At 41.8% G+C, this 18,027-nt stretch carries 18 protein-coding genes; 14 read left to right on the top strand and 4 right to left on the bottom strand.

The features are described 5' to 3' along the window. Positions 1-6: 6 nt before the first annotated feature. Positions 7-2,883, top strand: coding sequence for an excinuclease ABC subunit UvrA (gene uvrA, locus NSQ72_RS16315; RefSeq protein WP_341084669.1), 2,877 nt, complete (start codon positions 7-9; stop codon positions 2,881-2,883). 31 nt (positions 2,884-2,914) lie between these two features. On the opposite strand, the gene NSQ72_RS16310 is transcribed toward uvrA, so the two are convergent. After that, on the bottom strand, positions 2,915-3,145 hold the full coding sequence (locus NSQ72_RS16310; RefSeq protein ID WP_034281058.1) for a hypothetical protein: 231 nt from the start codon (positions 3,143-3,145) through the stop codon (positions 2,915-2,917). A gap of 197 nt (positions 3,146-3,342) precedes the next feature. On the opposite strand from NSQ72_RS16310, the gene NSQ72_RS16305 reads away from it, so the two are divergent. The 5 genes from NSQ72_RS16305 to NSQ72_RS16285 all read left to right on the top strand — a co-directional run bounded on the left by NSQ72_RS16305 (position 3,343) and on the right by NSQ72_RS16285 (position 9,318). After that, positions 3,343-3,678 (top strand): membrane protein, encoded by a 336-nt coding sequence (locus tag NSQ72_RS16305; RefSeq protein ID WP_041088094.1) that lies wholly within the window; start codon positions 3,343-3,345, stop codon positions 3,676-3,678. Positions 3,679-3,689: 11 nt separating this feature from the next. Beyond that, complete coding sequence (locus NSQ72_RS16300; protein WP_341084667.1) at positions 3,690-4,781, top strand: DUF4097 family beta strand repeat-containing protein; 1,092 nt, start codon at positions 3,690-3,692, stop codon at positions 4,779-4,781. Between the two features lie 6 nt (positions 4,782-4,787). Continuing rightward, positions 4,788-4,982 carry a PspC domain-containing protein gene (locus tag NSQ72_RS16295; RefSeq protein WP_024423578.1) on the top strand — a complete coding sequence of 65 codons (195 nt, stop codon included), beginning with the start codon at positions 4,788-4,790 and terminating at the stop codon, positions 4,980-4,982. Then, complete coding sequence (locus tag NSQ72_RS16290; RefSeq protein WP_024423577.1) at positions 4,983-5,369, top strand: phage holin family protein; 387 nt, start codon at positions 4,983-4,985, stop codon at positions 5,367-5,369. A 94-nt stretch (positions 5,370-5,463) separates the two neighbouring features. Then, a complete protein-coding gene (locus tag NSQ72_RS16285; RefSeq protein WP_341084666.1) occupies positions 5,464-9,318 on the top strand; it encodes a metallophosphoesterase in 3,855 nt (1,284 codons plus the stop codon). Positions 9,319-9,348: 30 nt separating this feature from the next. Here the strand turns inward: NSQ72_RS16285 and NSQ72_RS16280 are convergent, their stop codons facing one another. Genes NSQ72_RS16280 through nagA form a run of 3 tightly spaced genes read right to left on the bottom strand, consistent with a single transcriptional unit; the run spans position 9,349 to position 12,008 of the window. Then, the gene (locus tag NSQ72_RS16280) at positions 9,349-10,074 is read right to left on the bottom strand and encodes a GntR family transcriptional regulator (RefSeq protein WP_341084664.1); all 726 of its coding nucleotides are present in this window, start codon (positions 10,072-10,074) and stop codon (positions 9,349-9,351) included. Between the two features lie 18 nt (positions 10,075-10,092). Beyond that, entirely contained in the window at positions 10,093-10,818 is a 726-nt protein-coding gene (nagB, locus tag NSQ72_RS16275; protein ID WP_039181696.1) for a glucosamine-6-phosphate deaminase, read from the bottom strand. Continuing rightward, complete coding sequence (gene nagA, locus NSQ72_RS16270; RefSeq protein ID WP_341084660.1) at positions 10,818-12,008, bottom strand: N-acetylglucosamine-6-phosphate deacetylase; 1,191 nt, start codon at positions 12,006-12,008, stop codon at positions 10,818-10,820. Before nagA ends, nagB begins: the two co-directional genes overlap by 1 nt. Positions 12,009-12,185: 177 nt before the next feature. Between nagA and hprK the strand changes: the two genes are divergently transcribed. The 8 genes from hprK to NSQ72_RS16230 all read left to right on the top strand — a co-directional run bounded on the left by hprK (position 12,186) and on the right by NSQ72_RS16230 (position 17,990). Then, positions 12,186-13,118: an HPr(Ser) kinase/phosphatase gene (gene hprK / locus NSQ72_RS16265; protein ID WP_024423572.1), complete on the top strand. Its 933-nt coding sequence runs from the start codon at positions 12,186-12,188 to the stop codon at positions 13,116-13,118. 11 nt (positions 13,119-13,129) lie between these two features. After that, positions 13,130-13,954, top strand: coding sequence for a prolipoprotein diacylglyceryl transferase (gene lgt, locus NSQ72_RS16260; protein WP_039181691.1), 825 nt, complete (start codon positions 13,130-13,132; stop codon positions 13,952-13,954). Between the two features lie 19 nt (positions 13,955-13,973). After that, positions 13,974-14,918, top strand: a complete 945-nt coding sequence (locus NSQ72_RS16255) for a nucleoside recognition domain-containing protein (RefSeq protein WP_039181688.1) — start codon at positions 13,974-13,976, stop codon at positions 14,916-14,918. Beyond that, a complete protein-coding gene (gene ppaX / locus NSQ72_RS16250) occupies positions 14,915-15,565 on the top strand; it encodes a pyrophosphatase PpaX (RefSeq protein ID WP_106025583.1) in 651 nt (216 codons plus the stop codon). Before NSQ72_RS16255 ends, ppaX begins: the two co-directional genes overlap by 4 nt. A 1-nt stretch (position 15,566) precedes the next feature. Further along, the gene (locus tag NSQ72_RS16245; RefSeq protein ID WP_039181684.1) at positions 15,567-16,085 is read left to right on the top strand and encodes an acyltransferase; all 519 of its coding nucleotides are present in this window, start codon (positions 15,567-15,569) and stop codon (positions 16,083-16,085) included. 69 nt (positions 16,086-16,154) lie between these two features. Beyond that, entirely contained in the window at positions 16,155-16,583 is a 429-nt protein-coding gene (locus NSQ72_RS16240) for an Rrf2 family transcriptional regulator (RefSeq protein WP_024423567.1), read from the top strand. An 87-nt stretch (positions 16,584-16,670) separates the two neighbouring features. Next, entirely contained in the window at positions 16,671-17,312 is a 642-nt protein-coding gene (locus NSQ72_RS16235; protein ID WP_058837565.1) for an NAD(P)-dependent oxidoreductase, read from the top strand. 45 nt (positions 17,313-17,357) lie between these two features. Then, positions 17,358-17,990: a DsbA family protein gene (locus NSQ72_RS16230; RefSeq protein WP_260774898.1), complete on the top strand. Its 633-nt coding sequence runs from the start codon at positions 17,358-17,360 to the stop codon at positions 17,988-17,990. The last annotated feature ends 37 nt before the right edge of the window (positions 17,991-18,027 follow it).

Genomic DNA, 18,027 nt, shown 5'->3' with positions numbered 1-18,027 from the left:
TGCCTGATGGCTATGGAACGAATAGAGGTGAAAGGTGCTAGAGCCCACAACCTTAAAAATATTGATGTGAATATCCCGCGTGACCAGCTAGTGGTCATTACGGGGTTATCTGGTTCAGGAAAATCGTCGCTTGCCTTTGATACCATTTATGCAGAAGGTCAGCGCAGGTACGTTGAATCTCTTTCAGCGTACGCACGCCAATTTCTTGGGCAAATGGATAAACCGGATGTAGATGCCATTGAAGGTCTTTCTCCGGCGATTAGTATTGATCAGAAAACGACGAGCCGAAACCCTAGATCAACAGTTGGTACTGTTACTGAAATTTATGATTATTTGCGTCTCTTGTATGCTCGAGTCGGAAAACCGATTTGTCCTATACATGGGATTGAAATTACGTCACAAACGATTGAGCAGATGACAGATCGTATTTTAGATTATCCTGAAAGAACGAAATTACAAGTGCTTGCCCCAGTTGTTTCCGGCCGCAAAGGAACACATGTGAAAGTACTTGATCAAATTCGGAAGCAGGGCTATGTGCGAGTGAGAGTCGATGGAGAGATGGAAGACCTTTCAGAAGATATCGAGCTTGAAAAGAACAAGAAGCATTCCATTGAAGTGGTTATTGATCGTATCGTGGTGAAGGAAGGCGTGGCTGCTCGTCTGTCTGACTCACTTGAAACCGCGCTGCGGCTAGGTGAAGGCCGAGTGATGATTGATGTGATTGGACAAGAAGAGCTGTTATTCAGCGAACATCATGCTTGTCCGCATTGCGGGTTCTCTATTGGTGAACTTGAGCCGAGAATGTTTTCATTTAATAGTCCTTTTGGTGCCTGCCCGAGCTGTGATGGGCTCGGTTCCAAACTAGAAGTCGACCCTGAGCTTGTCATTCCTAATAAGGATCTGACTTTACGTCAGCATGCCATTGCACCATGGGAGCCGCAAAGCTCGCAATACTATCCTCAGCTTCTTGAGGCCGTATGTACACATTATGGCATCGACATGGACATTCCTGTGAAAGATATCCCATCGCATTTATTCGATAAAATTTTATATGGAAGCGGATCTGAACGGATTTATTTTAAATACGAAAATGATTTTGGACAGGTACGTGAAAATGAAATTGAGTTTGAAGGTGTTCTTCGTAATATTGAACGACGCTATAAAGAAACCAGCTCTGATTATATTCGTGAGCAAATGGAAAAATATATGGCGAATCAGCCATGTCCGACATGTAAAGGATATCGTCTGAAAAAAGAAACGCTGGCGGTTCTCATCAATGGCAAGCATATCGGAGAAATCACCGATTTGTCTGTCTCTGATGCCCTTGATTTCTATGAAAAAATCGAGTTGTCTGAGAAAGATTTGCAGATTGCCCAGCTCATTTTGCGTGAAATCAAAGAGCGCTTGTCTTTCTTAAATAATGTGGGATTAGATTATCTGAATTTGAGCCGGTCAGCTGGCACACTATCAGGTGGAGAAGCGCAGCGGATTCGTCTGGCCACTCAAATCGGGTCAAGGCTGACAGGTGTTCTTTATATATTAGATGAACCATCCATTGGTCTGCATCAGCGCGATAATGACCGGTTGATTGGGACGTTGAAAAACATGCGCGACATCGGGAACACACTGATTGTCGTCGAGCATGATGAAGATACCATGCTTGCCGCTGATTATTTAATAGATATTGGACCTGGAGCAGGAGTTCATGGAGGAGAAGTGATTTCAGCTGGAACGCCAGAAGAAGTCATGAAGGATCCGAAATCATTAACAGGACAATATTTATCAGGTGAGAAATTTATTCCGCTGCCAATCGAGAGAAGAAAGCCTGACGGCCGCTATATTGAGATAAAAGGTGCAAAAGAAAACAACCTGAAAAACGTGAATGCGAAGTTTCCTCTTGGCGTCTTTACAGCTGTGACTGGAGTATCCGGCTCAGGGAAAAGTACGCTTGTGAATGAAATTCTATTAAAATCACTTTCACAAAAATTGCACAGAGCGAAGGCGAAGCCAGGGCAGCACAAAGAAATCAAAGGAATGGATCATTTGGATAAGGTCATTGATATTGATCAATCTCCAATTGGCCGTACACCGAGATCGAACCCTGCCACGTATACAGGTGTCTTTGATGATGTGCGGGATGTGTTTGCACAAACCAACGAAGCAAAGGTAAGAGGTTATAAAAAAGGCAGATTCAGTTTTAACGTCAAAGGCGGGCGCTGTGAGGCGTGCCGCGGGGATGGCATCATTAAAATTGAAATGCACTTTTTGCCAGATGTGTATGTACCTTGTGAAGTGTGTCACGGGAAACGTTATAACCGTGAAACTCTTGAGGTCACATATAAAGGGAAGAACATTGCTGATGTGCTGGAAATGACGGTGGAGGACGCACTCCAATTTTTCGAGAATATCCCGAAAATTAAGCGGAAGCTTCAAACGATTTATGATGTGGGGCTTGGATACATTACACTTGGACAGCCTGCAACGACATTGTCCGGAGGAGAGGCGCAGCGCGTGAAATTGGCATCTGAGCTTCACCGCCGTTCAAACGGAAGGTCTCTTTACATTTTGGACGAGCCGACAACAGGTCTGCATGTGGATGATATTGCCCGTTTATTAAAAGTGCTTCAGCGTTTGGTTGAGAACGGTGATACGGTGCTGGTCATTGAGCACAACCTTGACATTATCAAGGCTGCTGATTACCTCGTTGATCTCGGACCAGAAGGCGGTGCAGGCGGCGGAACGATCATTGCCTCTGGCACTCCTGAGGACATTGCAAAAGAAGAAGCATCTTACACAGGCCAATACTTGAAGCCTATTTTAGAGCGTGACCGTAAGCGTATGAAACAGCTGGTCAAAGAAACAGAAAGTGTGACTTCTTCATAAAGAAAACCCCTCGATAAGAGGGGTTTTTCTTTTATTGGACATCTTCCTTCGGCATTAAATTACTGAGGTGCGTTAAATCCTTTAAAATATGCGTGCTGCTGCTATCGAGCAGTACCTTTAAATAACGGATATCACCATACTTTGGATGAGACGGATGAATGGTCTCAAGCTCCTTGATCATATCGCTGTTCATGCTTTTCTGTTTCTGTATAAGGTCTAAAAGCGTTTGAGCCGTGTGGTTTGAATTATGATGATCTGTCAAAATAATTACCCCCTATAATGATAATCACCATCTTTTCAACATATTTTAAAGGGTAATCTGTGAAGAATCTACTCTTAGGTGCAAAAAGAAATAATTTGTGTCTAAGGTCATATGTAAATCGAATGATTTTGAAACTTTTTATACGCAATAAACGTATGAGTTAGAAAGGAATTTTCGTTATGAAGGAGCGAATATATATGAATAGAGATCAGTCGATTATTGCTTCTATTTGTTACTTTAGTGTATTTTTTATGCCGTTTATCGTACCGATCGTGGCGGTTTTTGTAGTAGACCAAAAGGAAACGAAACGGCATGCGATGCGGGCATTATGGTCACATCTTTTGCCGGTCGCAGCGTGCATTCTATTGGTTTTTGGGTCTATCCCGTTTTTATTGGCGACACAGGCAGGCGACTCGCTCATTCCAGTCATGACGGTGTTCATCTTGTCTTTTTTAGTAGCCATTGGCTTTTTGATCTCTGTCATTTGGAATATCATTCAAGGTATTAAAGTACTTCAATCCATCAAATCTTAGGAGGGCTTTGTATGAATGAAAAAGAACGAATTTTAAAATTAGTAGAAGACGGGGTATTATCAGCAAAAGAAGCAATTACGCTGCTAGAAAAATTAGAAGAAGGTCAGTCCGTCTCATTAGAAAAATCTACGGCTGATCACACCTTTCATGAAGAAAAAGCTGGAGCAGAGAGTAAAGGAAATGGCACCGAAAATCTTGGGGCAAAGCTGTTTGGCTGGCTAGATACTGCGGTGAAAAAGGTAAAAGACGTGGATCTTGATTTGAACTTTGGACAGTCCGTTGATGTTGAGCATATTTTTCAGTTCAAAGACGCATCGCTCTCTCATTTAGATATTCAATTAGCGAACGGCAGCCTCAACGTGATGCCTTGGGACGATCGAGATATTCGAGCAGAATGTCATGCGAAAATCTACCGTGCAGAGGATGGAGAGCAGGCAAGACAGCAATTTCTCAATCAATTGGACTGCGGGCTTGAAGGGGATAAATTTTTTATTCGAACCGAAAAGAAGACGATGAAAGTCAATGTTACTTTATACGTACCGCGTATCCAATACAATAAGATCAAGGTCAAGCTGTTTAATGGGCCGATTCGCGGGGAAAAGCTAAAGACAAAAGAACTTGCCGCGAAAACCACAAATGGTGTTGTCTCTTTTGCCTCGTTACAGGCAGAAAAAGTCGGAATTGAAACAGCAAACGGACAAATCAAACTGGCAGATCACGAGTGTGGTATGATTGAAGTAGAAACCATCAATGGGCTCATAGACCTGCGCGGGAAAAGTGAATCAATTGATGCCCAGAGCTTTAACGGAAATATTGCGGTTCAGCTGTCAGATGAAAAGTGCCGTTCCATCTATGCGAAAACGACAACAGGCAGTGTGGACGTTCAGATCCCGCGCGCATGTGCAGTGACCGCTGAGCTGAAAAGCAATCTTGGGTCTATCTCTCACGATTTACTTGATGCAGAGATGATTAAAGAAAAAAATGAAACATTACAAAAAGAGAAAATGATCAAAGCCAATCAACAAGCGGCGCACAGTATATCCATTTTTGCAGAAACAAAAACAGGCTCAATACAAGTAAAGCACCAATCAGACAAGGAGTGATTCTACATGAAGAAACTTTATCGTTCAGCAACAGATAAAAAAATAGCGGGTGTTGTTGGTGGACTTGCGGAATATTTAAGTGTTGATGCATCGCTGCTTCGCATTTTAACCGTCATCATCGGATTTTTGACAGCATTTATGCCGATCTTCCTGATCTACTTCATCTGGTATTTTGTTGTTCCGGAAGAAGGCACTAAATAAATGCTTAGATGGATCGTCAGTATTTTAGTAAATGCATTACTTTTAATCGTCATTGCTGGATATTTTGATTCAGGCATTTTGCCTGGGCTCGGGAGCGTGTATATTGAAGGATTTGGCGCAGCCATTGTGGCAAGTATCATTTTGTCCTTGCTCAATATTTTAGTGAAGCCGTTTTTGATCATTTTAACGCTTCCAGTCACCGTCCTTTCACTAGGATTGTTCTTATTTGTCATCAATGCCATTACACTCATGATGACATCGAGCTTTATGGGAGATAGCTTTAACATTGATGGATTCGGAACGGCCATTTGGATGGCTGTCATTTTGTCCATTTTCCATCTGTTGATACAAAAAGGAATCGTAGAGCCGTTAGCGAAAAAAAGCTAACGGTTTTTTTGTGCAAATTTGTATCGTTTCTCCGTTCCATCTGACATAAAAACCACCTTCAGGAGACACAATATCCGAAGGGAGGCGGTGCAAGATGGTGAACGTGAGCAGACAAATCATGCTTTTATGTTTTTTTATCATTCTTTTTTGTTTTAGTCAGCCTGCTTCAGCAGGGCCTTTTATTCAAACAGAAGTGAATGTACCGGACAAGCCTTTTTCGCCTTTTATCTTTGATCAATTTCATGTGGATGTCCGCCCGGTTCAAGGAAAAAGCCATGACCTTCAGTTTCGTGCGTCCATTAGTGACCAAGAACAGATTTTGTCTGCGAACTTGTATTATAAACAAAGTGATGAACTGGGGTATCGCTTGATTCCAATGGAACGGCTGCCCGGAATGAAGCCAGAATTTACAGCGAAAATTCCGCCAGAACAATTATGGAATCCAACCGTTCATTACTATACAGAGTTCCTTACGCAAAAATCAGTGATCAAAACAGCAGAGAAATCGGTTCATTTAAATGGATTTGAAGAGGATCTTTCGCATATTCCGGACTTATTCATCACAGAAATTGTCGTTAATTCAAAAAACCGAAAAGGCAAAGATGCTTTTGAGTTTATCGAAGTGTATAACACGACACATGCGCCTATCTCACTTAAACATTATCAGCTCCGCTACCGCAATCCCACGCAGGGTATCGAATTGGATGATGTATATTCCTTTCATAAAAATCCAATCACCATTTCACCTGGAAAACCTTATGTTTTTTGGCTGAGAAAAAAAGGGCAGGAGCATTTAACTGTAGCGGACTTTAATGCCATGTACAAAAGCCAATTAAAAGAGGGCGAGCATCTAACCATTATCGAGAGCAAAGGGCTGTCCAACTCTAAATCTCGTCTTGTTTCGATCACAACAAATATAGGTGAAGAGATTTCTTCTGCCGCATTTCGTTTGAAGCCATCGTGGTTTAGCGAGCATAAATCCTTGCTGTTTAAGTATCCAATGGATGGTACGACGCAGACGAAGCTGATTTCGAAAATTGAGGAAGAGCCCACTCCAGGTAATGTGCTAAAAGCACAAATTCCATCTGAGAAAAAGGAAATTTCTCAAGATATCCATAAACCTGTGATTGAAGATATGACGATAAGGAAACCGGTGAAACCAACTGAAAGCGTAGAGATTAAAGCAGATGTCCAGGATGATCAGGCCGTGAAAACCGTCAAGCTGCGTTATCGAACGAATCGAAAAGAAGCGTTCAAGGAAATACTGCTGCAAAAAGACCAAAATGACCGGTTATTTCATCATATTATTTATTCACCTGAGTTGATTGGGAAGGAACAATTGGAATATCAGCTTGAAGCGTCAGATGGCGAAAATGAAACCAAGACGTTGAAAAAAACGGTTGATGTGGAGCAGGTTAGTAAAGCCCACGGTCTCCGATTCAATGTAGAAGAGGGAGATACGGTTTCAGGGTTATTTTCATTAAAGGCAACGTCTGATCAGAAAAAAAGCATCGAATTACGGATAGATGGAAAACGGAATCAGCAAGTATCCGCTGCCCTTGAAGCAGATCCATATATCGCATTTGATGTCAAAGGAACAAATTTATATTTTAAAAATGGGGTATCTATAGGTAAGCGTTTACTTTCTGTTTTTGATGATTCGACAAAAGTGTATCGTACCTATACAATGCCAATACCAGAAGAAGAGATAAAAAAGGCAGGTCTCCAAACGATCTCATTCCACGCTGGCACAAAGTCTTCTCCGATAGACAGGCTCCCTGGAGAGAATCATGATGATTTTGAATTGAAAAACGTCAGGATGATCTTATCTAATGGAACACAAATTCATCCAATCAATGCGAAGCCGCAAAAAGAATGGAGAATGGGAGACAGCGGGAACGCAAAAAAGGTTAGAACGTTTCAATTTGAGATTCCAAAAGAGGCTTATGTCTCAACCTATATAAAGTGGGATACAAAAAGGCTGAAAGAAGGGCCGCACCTAATTGAGGCCAAAACCTCAGACGAGCATGCTTCAGTACGTGTGAAAGTTGATAACACTGGGCCGAGAATTAAGACCAACGTACAAGCAAAGGATCAATATAAAGGTGCCTTTACATTAAAAGCAAAAGTAACGGATCGTTGGAGTGATATAGAAGAGTTGAAGGCGTATGTAGATGGCAAACCAGTTTCTTTGCCATATCAGACGTCCTCTAGTGAATTAAAGCCTGGGAAGCACACGTTTATGGTCAAAGCAAAAGATGCTGCTGGGAACATGTCGACGTTGAAAAAAGAGTTCAAGACGGTACATGAGCATCCAGAAACACCAGAACGGGTAGCAGATAAGACGAAAATGAAATCATCAAAGCAAACTGTGCTAACCAAGGATCCAACCAATGATAAGTTAGATTACTCTTTTTATCGTGCCTATCAATATACATCGCTGCATCCTTCAATGAAGATTTTTAAGTATGCAGCAGAGACAGAGCCGCCAAAGAGTTTTCTTCAAAAAGGAGAAATGATTTTTTCTGATCAAGAAAGGAACCGCATTGCATTTGTTGATGGGAAGGCAGTTGAAACGAAGGATTTACAGCGTTTTCCTTATCATCGTTTTCAAATTAAGGTTCATCATGATGTGCGCGAAAAGGATGTCGTCGAAGCTGTATGGAAAGGGAGTTCATTGTCGGGGAGAAAGGTGACAATGTACGCATGGAATCACCAGCAGGAAAAGTGGGATAAAATCACTCATCACTTTGCCAAGGATCAAAAGGAATTTTACCTAAAAGGGCTGCTGTCAGTGAGACAGTACATGAAGAATCAAACGTTTGATTTGCTAGTACAGGATGAAATCAGCAAATCACAAAAGCCATATAAGATGGTGTGGATGTCTGACACTCAATATTATGCAAAGAGCTATCCTCATATCTTTAAACAAATGGTCGAATGGATCAGAGATCAGAGGGAGAAATTAAACATTCAATATGTGTTCCATACAGGCGATATTGTGGATGATTCAAAGGATAAGCAATGGCACCGTGCTGATACATTTATGCGTGTATTAGATGAGAATCACATTCCCTATGGTGTTTTAGCAGGAAATCATGATGTTAGACACAAGGACGGTTTATATGCGGAATACGGGAAATATTTCGGGGAAAAACGCTTTGCTGATAAGCCTTACTATGGTGAATCCTATCGAAACAATAAAGGTCATTATGATCTCATCTCTGCCGGCGGCAATGATTATATGATGGTGTACATGGGCTGGGGGATTAAGCAAGATGAAATTGATTGGTTAAACCGCGTGATTTCTGAGCATCCAGATCGTATTGTCATTTTAAATTTCCATGAGTATTTGTTAGTGAGCGGCAATCGAAGCCCGATTGGCGATCTCATCTTCCATCAAGTGGTGAAACGCCATCCTAATATTGTGGCAGTATTTAGCGGCCACTACCATGGAGCCAGCAGGAAAGTAGATGAGCTTGATGATGACCATGATGGAAAAGCAGACAGGAAAGTATATCAAATACTCGCCGATTATCAGTCAGGACCTGAAGGTGGGCAAGGGTTTATGAGGGTCATAACAGCCGATCAAGAAAAAAATCAGCTTCATTTTACAACATATTCACCATACTTGAATAAAGAGCATTTTTACGATCCAAAAACGTATGGAGATCAAGATGAATTTTCAATCGATGTGGATTTGACACCGAAAATGAAATCTGTCAAAACCAATTATTTTGAACTCAATGTGTATACGAATGTTCTTCTAGGAGAAGCGCGCGGCGTAAAAAGCGGCAAAAAAGCGAGCTTTGAGTGGAAGGGCTTAAAGCCAAATGAAGATTATTATTGGTACACTGTAGCAAAAGATCGTTTCCAAGGAAAAGCCATTTCACCAATATGGAAAATTCATACAAAAAATGATGATGAAACAAAATTTCTTAGGAAATAAAAAAACAGTGCTCCGTGTCAGGGGCACTGTTTATCTTTCCATTGTATGAATGAGCTTGTAACGATCCCCTCTATAAACGGAAACAACATACTCAAATGGAACTTCTTGTTGAAAAAAAGTCGTTCTTGTTATGGAAAGCACAGGATCGCCTGTTGAAATAGACAGCAAGTATGCTTCTTCCTTTGAGGCAACATTGGCTTCAAGCTCCTGTTTGGCATGAGCAATGACATGACCAGTGTGAGTTTCTATATATTCATATAAAGAGCCAGTTAAATGTTCCTTTGTTAAATCTCCTGCAAATCTTTCAGGTATATAGCTCGTTTCAATCGCCATCGGTTCATCATTTGCAAGGCGTATCCGTTTTAGTTCAAAAACATCATCACTATTTGACAGTTGTAGGGCTGGCAGCAAGTGCTCTGGACATACGGTTTTTTTGAAGTCAATCAGCTGGCTTGATGCTTTGAGCCCTCGCTGCCGCATATCCTCTGAAAAGCTTGTTAAGCCTTGAAGCGGCTGTTCAAATTTTTTTCGGCTAACAAAGGTGCCTTTACCTTTTTGTCGATACAAATATCCTTCGTTCACAAGATTCGATAAGGCTTGTCTGACAGTCATTCGACTAATACCAAAGCGTTCGGCATATTCTCTTTCAGAAGGAATGAGTGTATCAGGTGCTAATGTTCCATCCTCAATCTGCTTTTTCAAGTTCTCCATAATCTGATGGTACATCGGAATAGGTGACTGCTTATCAATAAACATGTGAAAATCCTCTCGTTTTTAGCGTAGTGATCCAGCTTCTCGATCAATCAAAACTGTTACATCTTCATGGAGTTTCAGTGCAGATGCTGGGAAGTCTGGATGAATCTCTGCCTGTTCTAAATATTGTATCACTTTCGCTTTCGATTTTCCCGAAGCAAGAAGGAGAATCTTTTTACTTGAAAGAATGCTCGCAATTCCCATTGTGATCGCATGAGTAGGTACCTCATCAATAGAAGAAAAGTATCTTGCGTTAGCCTGTCTCGTGTTCTCATCTAATTGCACGACATGAGTCTTTGAGTTGAAAGGGGTACCAGGTTCGTTAAAACCGATATGTCCATTTTGACCGATTCCAAGGAGCTGAAGATCGATGCCGCCTACATCCTCAATAAGCTGGTCATATCTTAAGCATTCCTTTTCTAAGTGAGCTGCATTGCCATTTGGAAGAAAATACTGACCCTGAGGTAGATCAATATGGTTAAATAAATGACGTTTCATGTAGGTCATATAACTATTTTCGTGTTCTGGATCAAGTCCTGCATATTCATCTAAATTGATTGTTTTTGTTTGCTTGAAAGACAATTGATGTGCTTGATGAAGTTGAATTAACTCTTTGTAAGTATCAATAGGTGTACCGCCCGTTGCTAGGCCGAGTACGGCATCAGGTTTAGCAGCTATTGCATGTGCAATAATGGCGGCTGCTTCTTTTCCTAATTGCTCCTTGCTTTCAAATTCGATGATGTTCATTAGTGGTTAGCCTCCTTTTTTTCAAAGACGATTTGTCCACGGCAGATCGTCATCATCAGTTCACCAGATTCATCCCAAATCACCAAATCTGCTAGTTTTCCAATTTCGATGGAACCGAGCTGTTGATCAAGTCCCAGCTGAGCGGCTGCATTGGTTGAGGTCATCTTCGCAATCTCTGTCCACTCACAATTTGTGAGCTGTTTCATCCGTTTGACGCCATCTTTCATTCGCAAAATCGATCCTGCAAGTATACCATCTTCCAGCAATGCTTTTTCGCCGCTGACTGTGACCGTCTGACCGCCAAATTCGTATGTTCCATTACCAAGCCCTTTTGCACGCATCGAGTCTGTGATCATGATTAAACGATCACTTCCCTTTGCCAAATACGCTAGCTTGATGGAAAGAGGATGGGAGTGAATCCCGTCTGTGATCAGCTCGGTATAAAGGTTCTCATTCGTAAGAGCAGCACCTACAGCGTTCGGTTCACGATGCTGAAACGAACTTATTGCATTATAAAGATGCGTTACATGGCGTGCACCATGCTTAGCTGCTAAATTTATCATGTCATGATGGGCATTCGTATGTCCAATAGAAGGGATCATGTTCTTTTCCTGTAACAGGGACAGAAAAGCAAAATCTGTGTCTTCCTCAGGCGCAAACGTGACAATTCGAATTAGCTGTTCAGATGCATCCAGCCATTTTTTAAAAAGCGGAATATCGGGCTGTTTAATCCATTGAACAGGCTGTGCCCCTGCCTTATCTTTAGAAATAAATGGACCTTCTAGGTGGATTCCTAGACATTGCGCCTGACTTCCTGCTTGTTCTTCATTACTTTGTTTCCACTGAGCGACATTTTTAAGTGCCTGCTCAATCTCATGATGGTTTTGTGTAATGGTTGTCGCTAAAAAACTTGTCGTTCCTTCTGATGGAAGGTTGTCAGCGAGTGTATTCATCGCTTCTGCTGTCGCATCCATCATGTCTGCACCATATCCACCATGGATGTGAATATCAATCATTCCAGGGAGTAAATAAAAGTTTTCCCGGGAAATATATACTTTTTCATAATTTCCTGTCGGTGGTGATGTTGAAATATAGTCAATCTTGCCATCGCGTAAACCGACAAAACCGTTTTCAATGATCTTTGTCTTTGTCACAATATGAATATTGGAGAGCAATAAAGAACCGCTCATGTTTGAGCCCCCTTATTCGTTATCTTTCATTTAAGTTTACTCTTTTTAAGTATAGTTGTCTATACCAGTGAGGACGGTGAAACAGGAACAGGATAAAATACTGTTTTGGGTTCATCATTGAAAGTGATAAAATAGAGCTGTATTTCTGAATCGCCTGTGATAAAAGGAGGAAGAAGCGTGCCGAAAGTTCGTACGAAGGACATAATGGAACAATTTCATCTTGAACTGGTAAGTGGGGAAGAAGGGATTAATCGTCCCATTACAATCAGTGATCTTTCCAGACCAGGTATTGAAATGGCTGGTTATTTTACATATTACCCAAAAGAAAGAGTTCAACTTTTAGGGAAAACAGAGCTTTCTTTTTTTGAACAGCTCCCAGAACGCGAACGAAAGCAGAGAATGATGTCTCTTTGTACAGATATTACCCCTGCCATTATTTTGTCTCGAGATCGTGATGTGCCGAAGGAATTAATCGAAGCATCAAATGAAAATGGTGTGCCCGTTTTACGATCTAGTCTAAAAACGACAAGACTTTCGAGTCGATTGACCAACTTTTTAGAAAGTAAGCTGGCACCAACAACTGCCATTCATGGTGTGCTCGTCGATGTATATGGTGTAGGTGTATTATTAATTGGGAAAAGCGGAGTAGGAAAAAGTGAAACAGCCTTAGAATTAGTGAAGAGGGGACATCGCCTCGTTGCAGACGATTGCGTGGAAATCCGTCAAGAGGATCAGGATACGTTAGTCGGAAGTGCACCAGAGCTGATTGAACATCTTTTAGAAATCCGCGGGTTAGGCATTATTAATGTGATGACCTTATTTGGAGCAGGCGCTGTCAGAAGTTATAAGAGAATTACGATTGTGATGAATCTGGAGCTTTGGGAACAAGGCAAACAGTATGATCGTTTAGGACTTGAAGAAGAGAAAATGAGAATTATTGATACAGATGTGCCGAAGCTGACGATCCCTGTGCGGCCAGGTCGAAACTTAGCGGTTATCATTGAAGTGGCTGCGATGAACTTCAGGCTGAAACGTATGGGGCATAATGCAGCAGAACAATTTACAAGTAAACTTGCCGATGTCATTGAAGACAATGGCCAAGATGAATAGGAGTTGACTATATGAACGAAGCAATTCAGCCAATTGATCCGATCGCTTTTCAGCTCGGACCTATTTCGGTTCATTGGTATGGTGTGATTATTGGGGTCGGAGCCTTGCTTGGACTCTGGCTCGCACTGAGAGAATGTGAAAAAAGAGGAATCAATAAAGATCTATTTATTGACTTAATCTTATTTGCCATTCCAATCGCGATTATTTGTGCCCGAATTTATTATGTATCCTTCGAATGGGATTACTATCAGCAGCATCCAAACGAAATCATTAAAATCTGGAATGGTGGAATTGCGATTCACGGCGGGCTGATTGGTGCTGTGCTGACAGCCATCGTTTTTACAAAAGTGAGAAAGGTATCGTTTTGGAAAATAGCTGATGTCGCAGCCCCTAGTATTTTACTAGGGCAGGCAATTGGGCGCTGGGGGAATTTTATTAACCAAGAAGCGCATGGTGAGGCAGTTTCAAGAGCCTTTTTAGAAAATTTGCATCTGCCTGAGTTTATCATTAATCAAATGTATATTGATGGTACCTATTATCACCCGACGTTCTTATACGAATCATTATGGAATCTTGCCGGTGTTGTCATATTGATTTTATTACGGAGAACTTCGCTGCGCAGAGGCGAAATCTTCTTGTCTTATTTAATTTGGTATTCAATCGGCCGTTTCTTCATTGAAGGGATGAGAACAGACAGCTTAATGCTGACAGAGCATCTTCGAATCGCACAGATGATTTCGATTGCGATATTCGCAGTGGCTGTTCTACTGATTTTCTTTAGAAGAATGAAAGGGTACGCATCAATTCCGTATAAAGAGAACAATTCATCGAATTAAGCAGGGGGGATGAGAAGAGATGAGAGAGACATGGAAAAACGGCTTGAAAGCAGGGCTATCGACAACTTGGACTCTTGGCAAAGTTATCTTTCCAGTAACTATTCTCGTCAGTATCTTGCAGCATACGCCTGTCATGGATTGGATCATTCGATTCATTCAGCCATTTATGGGGCTGTTTGGTCTTTCGGGGGAAGCAGCGATTCCGCTTGTATTAGGAAACATGCTGAATTTGTATGCGGGAATTGCAGCCATTTTGACATTAGAGCTTCCTGTGAAGGAAGTGTTTATTTTGGCAGTGATGCTGTCCTTTTGCCATAACCTGATCATCGAATCGACAGTGGCGGCAAAGGTTGGACTGAGAGTATCTGTGATTTTGCTGGTTAGAATCAGTCTTGCTGTTATTTCTGCTATTGTCATTCATCTCGTTTGGCAGGGAGGCGAGGAGCCGGCGCAATATGGACTTTTGAGTGCAGCTCAGGCGGCTGATGTGCCTTCCAGCTGGTACATGATCGTTCTTCTTGCTATACAAAAAGCAGTACTCGGTGTGCTGCAGCTTGCCTGTATCGTTATCCCGCTCATGATCATCATTCAATTCATGAGAGATTTAGGCTGGCTTCATACACTGTCTAAGTGGCTGTCACCTTTTACTAGAATGCTTGGGATGAAAGAAAATACGTCTATGACAATGGTGGCTGGATTAACGATTGGTCTGGCGTATGGAGCCGGCGTGATGATGAAGGCAGTGGAAGAGGACGGTGTGAGTAAAAAGGACTTAACCCTAGCTTTTATTTTCCTCGTTGCCTGCCATGCGGTGGTCGAAGATACGCTGGTTTTTATTCCACTTGGTATTCCAGTATGGCCGCTTCTTGTGATCCGCCTGATTTCTGCAATTTTATTGACAGCTGCCATTAGCTATATTTGGCGGAAGCGGGAACATGCAGCTGTTAGAAAGGAAGCCATATGAACGAATCGACGATCAACACAGTGCTATTTGATTTAGATGGCACATTAATCAATACAAATGAATTAATTATTGCTTCATTTCAGCATACGCTGGACCATTATTACCCTGGTCAGTACAGCCGTGAGGATATTCTTCATTTCATTGGTCCGTCCTTGTTTGATACATTCTCTGCGATGGATCCTGAGTTGACGGATGACATGATTCAGATGTACCGCACGTTTAATCATAAGCAGCATGATCTGCTTGTGACTGAATATGAGACCGTTTTAGACACATTGAAAGTCCTGCAGGATCGAGGATTTAAGCTCGGTATTGTCACAACGAAGATACGGGATACGGTTTTAATGGGATTGAAGCTGACCGGTTTAGAGCCGTTCTTTGAGGTCATTGTGACGCTCGATGATGTACAAAATGAGAAGCCGCATCCGGAGCCTGTTCAGCTTGCATTATCAAAGCTTGGCAGTGATCCGCATGAAGCGGTGATGGTTGGTGATAATTATCATGACATTTTGTCTGGTCAAGCGGCAGGGACAAAAACGGCAGGTGTGGCTTGGTCTATTAAAGGAGAAGAGGCCCTTTTAAAGCATCGCCCTGACTTCATGCTGAAGAAAATGAGTGATCTCCTGGCGATTGTTGGAGCTGATTAAGTTGAGAAAAACAGATCGATATCCAGTAAAAGGGGTCAATTCGCTGCGGCAAGTCTATCGGACAGTTCCCTTTTTCAAAGTCGTGAAAAATTTCATTTTTATTCAAATGGCAAGGTACACGCCGTTTATGGGAATGAAAAATTGGATATACCGAACTTTTCTTCGTATGAAGGTCGGCGAGGATACGGCGTTTGCCTTAATGGTAATGGTTGATCTGATGTTTCCTGAGAAAATCACCGTCGGACGAAATAGTGTAATCGGTTATAACACGACCATCTTATCCCATGAGTATTTGATTAAAGAGTACAGACTTGGGGAAGTCTATATTGGTGATGAAGTCTTAATTGGAGCTAATTCCACTATTTTACCTGGTGTGACCATTGGGGATGGAGCGATAGTATCGGCTGGTACACTTGTTCATAAGGATGTGCCAGCAGGCTCATTTGTTGGAGGAAATCCAATGCGCATGATTTATACGAAGGAAGAAATGGAAGCACGTCAATCTAAGTCTGCTGAGTAGCTCGGCAGACTTTTTTGTTGACAATGTGACATGGTGTAACTATAATGATTACAACAGAGGTGAGAAAACATGAAAATCAGCAGCAGATTTACTGTCGCTGTCCATATTCTGGCCTTGCTATCACTTGAAAAAGGATCTTTACAGACATCGGAGGATATCGCAGGAAGTGTGAATACAAACCCAGTGGTCATCCGCCGCATTATGAGTAAATTGAAAAAAGCAGGCCTAATCTCAACGAGTCTTGGCAAAGGTGGTTCGCAGCTGAACCGCAGTGAAGACGACATCACATTGCTCGATGTGTATAAAGCGGTTGAAGTCGTAGATGAGGGTGAATTGTTTCAAATTCATGAAAGCCCAAATCCTGACTGTCCGATCGGTGCAAATATTCAAGCGGTGCTTGAATTAATTTTATGCCGCGCTCAAAGTGCGATGGAGCAAGTACTTGCTGAGATCAAATTAAGTGAACTAACGCATGTGCTAATCAAAAAAATTGGATGATCAATTCAATTTTTTTTACCTCTGTTGTAACCGAAATAGTTACACCTTTCTTTATCAACATAAAACCATATTGCAGGAGGAGTTAACATGAAAATTGGAATTATTGGCGCAACAGGAAAAGCGGGACAAGAAATTGTGAAAGAGGCTCAATCAAGAGGACATGAAGTAACGGCAATCGTCCGCGATGCACAAAAAGTGACTGATTCATCACTAGCTGTTCTTGAGAAGGATGTGTTTCACTTGCAAGCAGATGACATCAAAGGATTTGATGTGATTGTGAATGCATTTGGCGCACCTCCTGGACAGGAGCATCTTCACGTAGAAGCAGGGAAAAAGCTGATTGATATTTTAAAAGAAACACCTGAGACTCGTTTAATCGTTGTGGGCGGAGCAGGAAGTCTATTTGTAGATGAGGCGAAAACAACAAGACTTGTGGACACACCAGAATTTCCGAAGGAGTATGTGCCTACTGCTTCTCAGCAAGGAGAAAATCTAAAAGATCTTCAACAGTCAGAGGGATTAAAATGGACATTCCTCAGCCCAGCCGCATTCTTTAATCCAGCTGGCAAACGTACAGGTTCATACGTGAAAGGGAAAGACAATCTGATTGTCAATTCTAAAGGTGACAGCTATGTAAGCTATGCTGACTACGCCATTGCACTGGTTGATGAAGTGGAGCAGGCAGCCCATGTTGGAGAACGTTTTACCGTCGTATCTGAAGCTGAATAAGCAGGTTCATGGCCGCCTAAAAATGATAAATGGGGAGTCTAACGTATGAACGAGCAAGAATTGTCTTTCATCTATGTATGGGATGCATATTGTGGCTGGTGTTATGGATTTTCAAACAGTATCCGCACTTTACATGAAAATCATCCAGAGATATCACTAACACTTGTGTCGGGTGGTTTATTTGTAGGGGAAAGGAGTCTTCCGATAAAGGATTATCCACACATCCCAGAAGCAAATCAACGTATTAGTCAGCTGACTGGTGTCGAGTTTGGTGAACGTTATCAAAAGCTGCTAGCAAACGGAACGTTTCTTTTAGACTCTGAGGCTGCGGCCATTGGTTTTTCTGCATTAAGATACATCGCACCTGAGCGTTCATTGTACTTGGCTTCATCGATGCAAAAGGCTTTTTATCAAGACGGAAAAAGTCTGAGTGATGAGGAAACGTATCGGGAGATCGCTTTGGCGCATCATCTTGATCCTGACGCAGTCATTGAACGTATGAAAACAAAAGAAGCGATCAATGATGCATATGCTGACTTTGCGAAGGTTCATCAACTTCATGTGAATGGCTATCCTACACTTTTATTAAAAAGAGGGGATGAATACTTCAGCTTGGGCGGAGGTGCAATGACGGCTGAAAAGCTTGAAGACCGCCTGAAGGAATTACTAGAAAAATAAATCATTTAAAAACAACCTCTATGCGGATAGAGGTTGT

Origin of the sequence: Bacillus sp. FSL R5-0659 (assembly GCF_038008785.1) — a bacterium.
Classification (GTDB): Bacteria; Bacillota; Bacilli; order Bacillales; family Bacillaceae; genus Bacillus; species Bacillus safensis.
The sequence above is the reverse complement of the archived record's forward strand: the minus strand, read 5'-3'. Positions and strand labels throughout refer to the sequence as shown.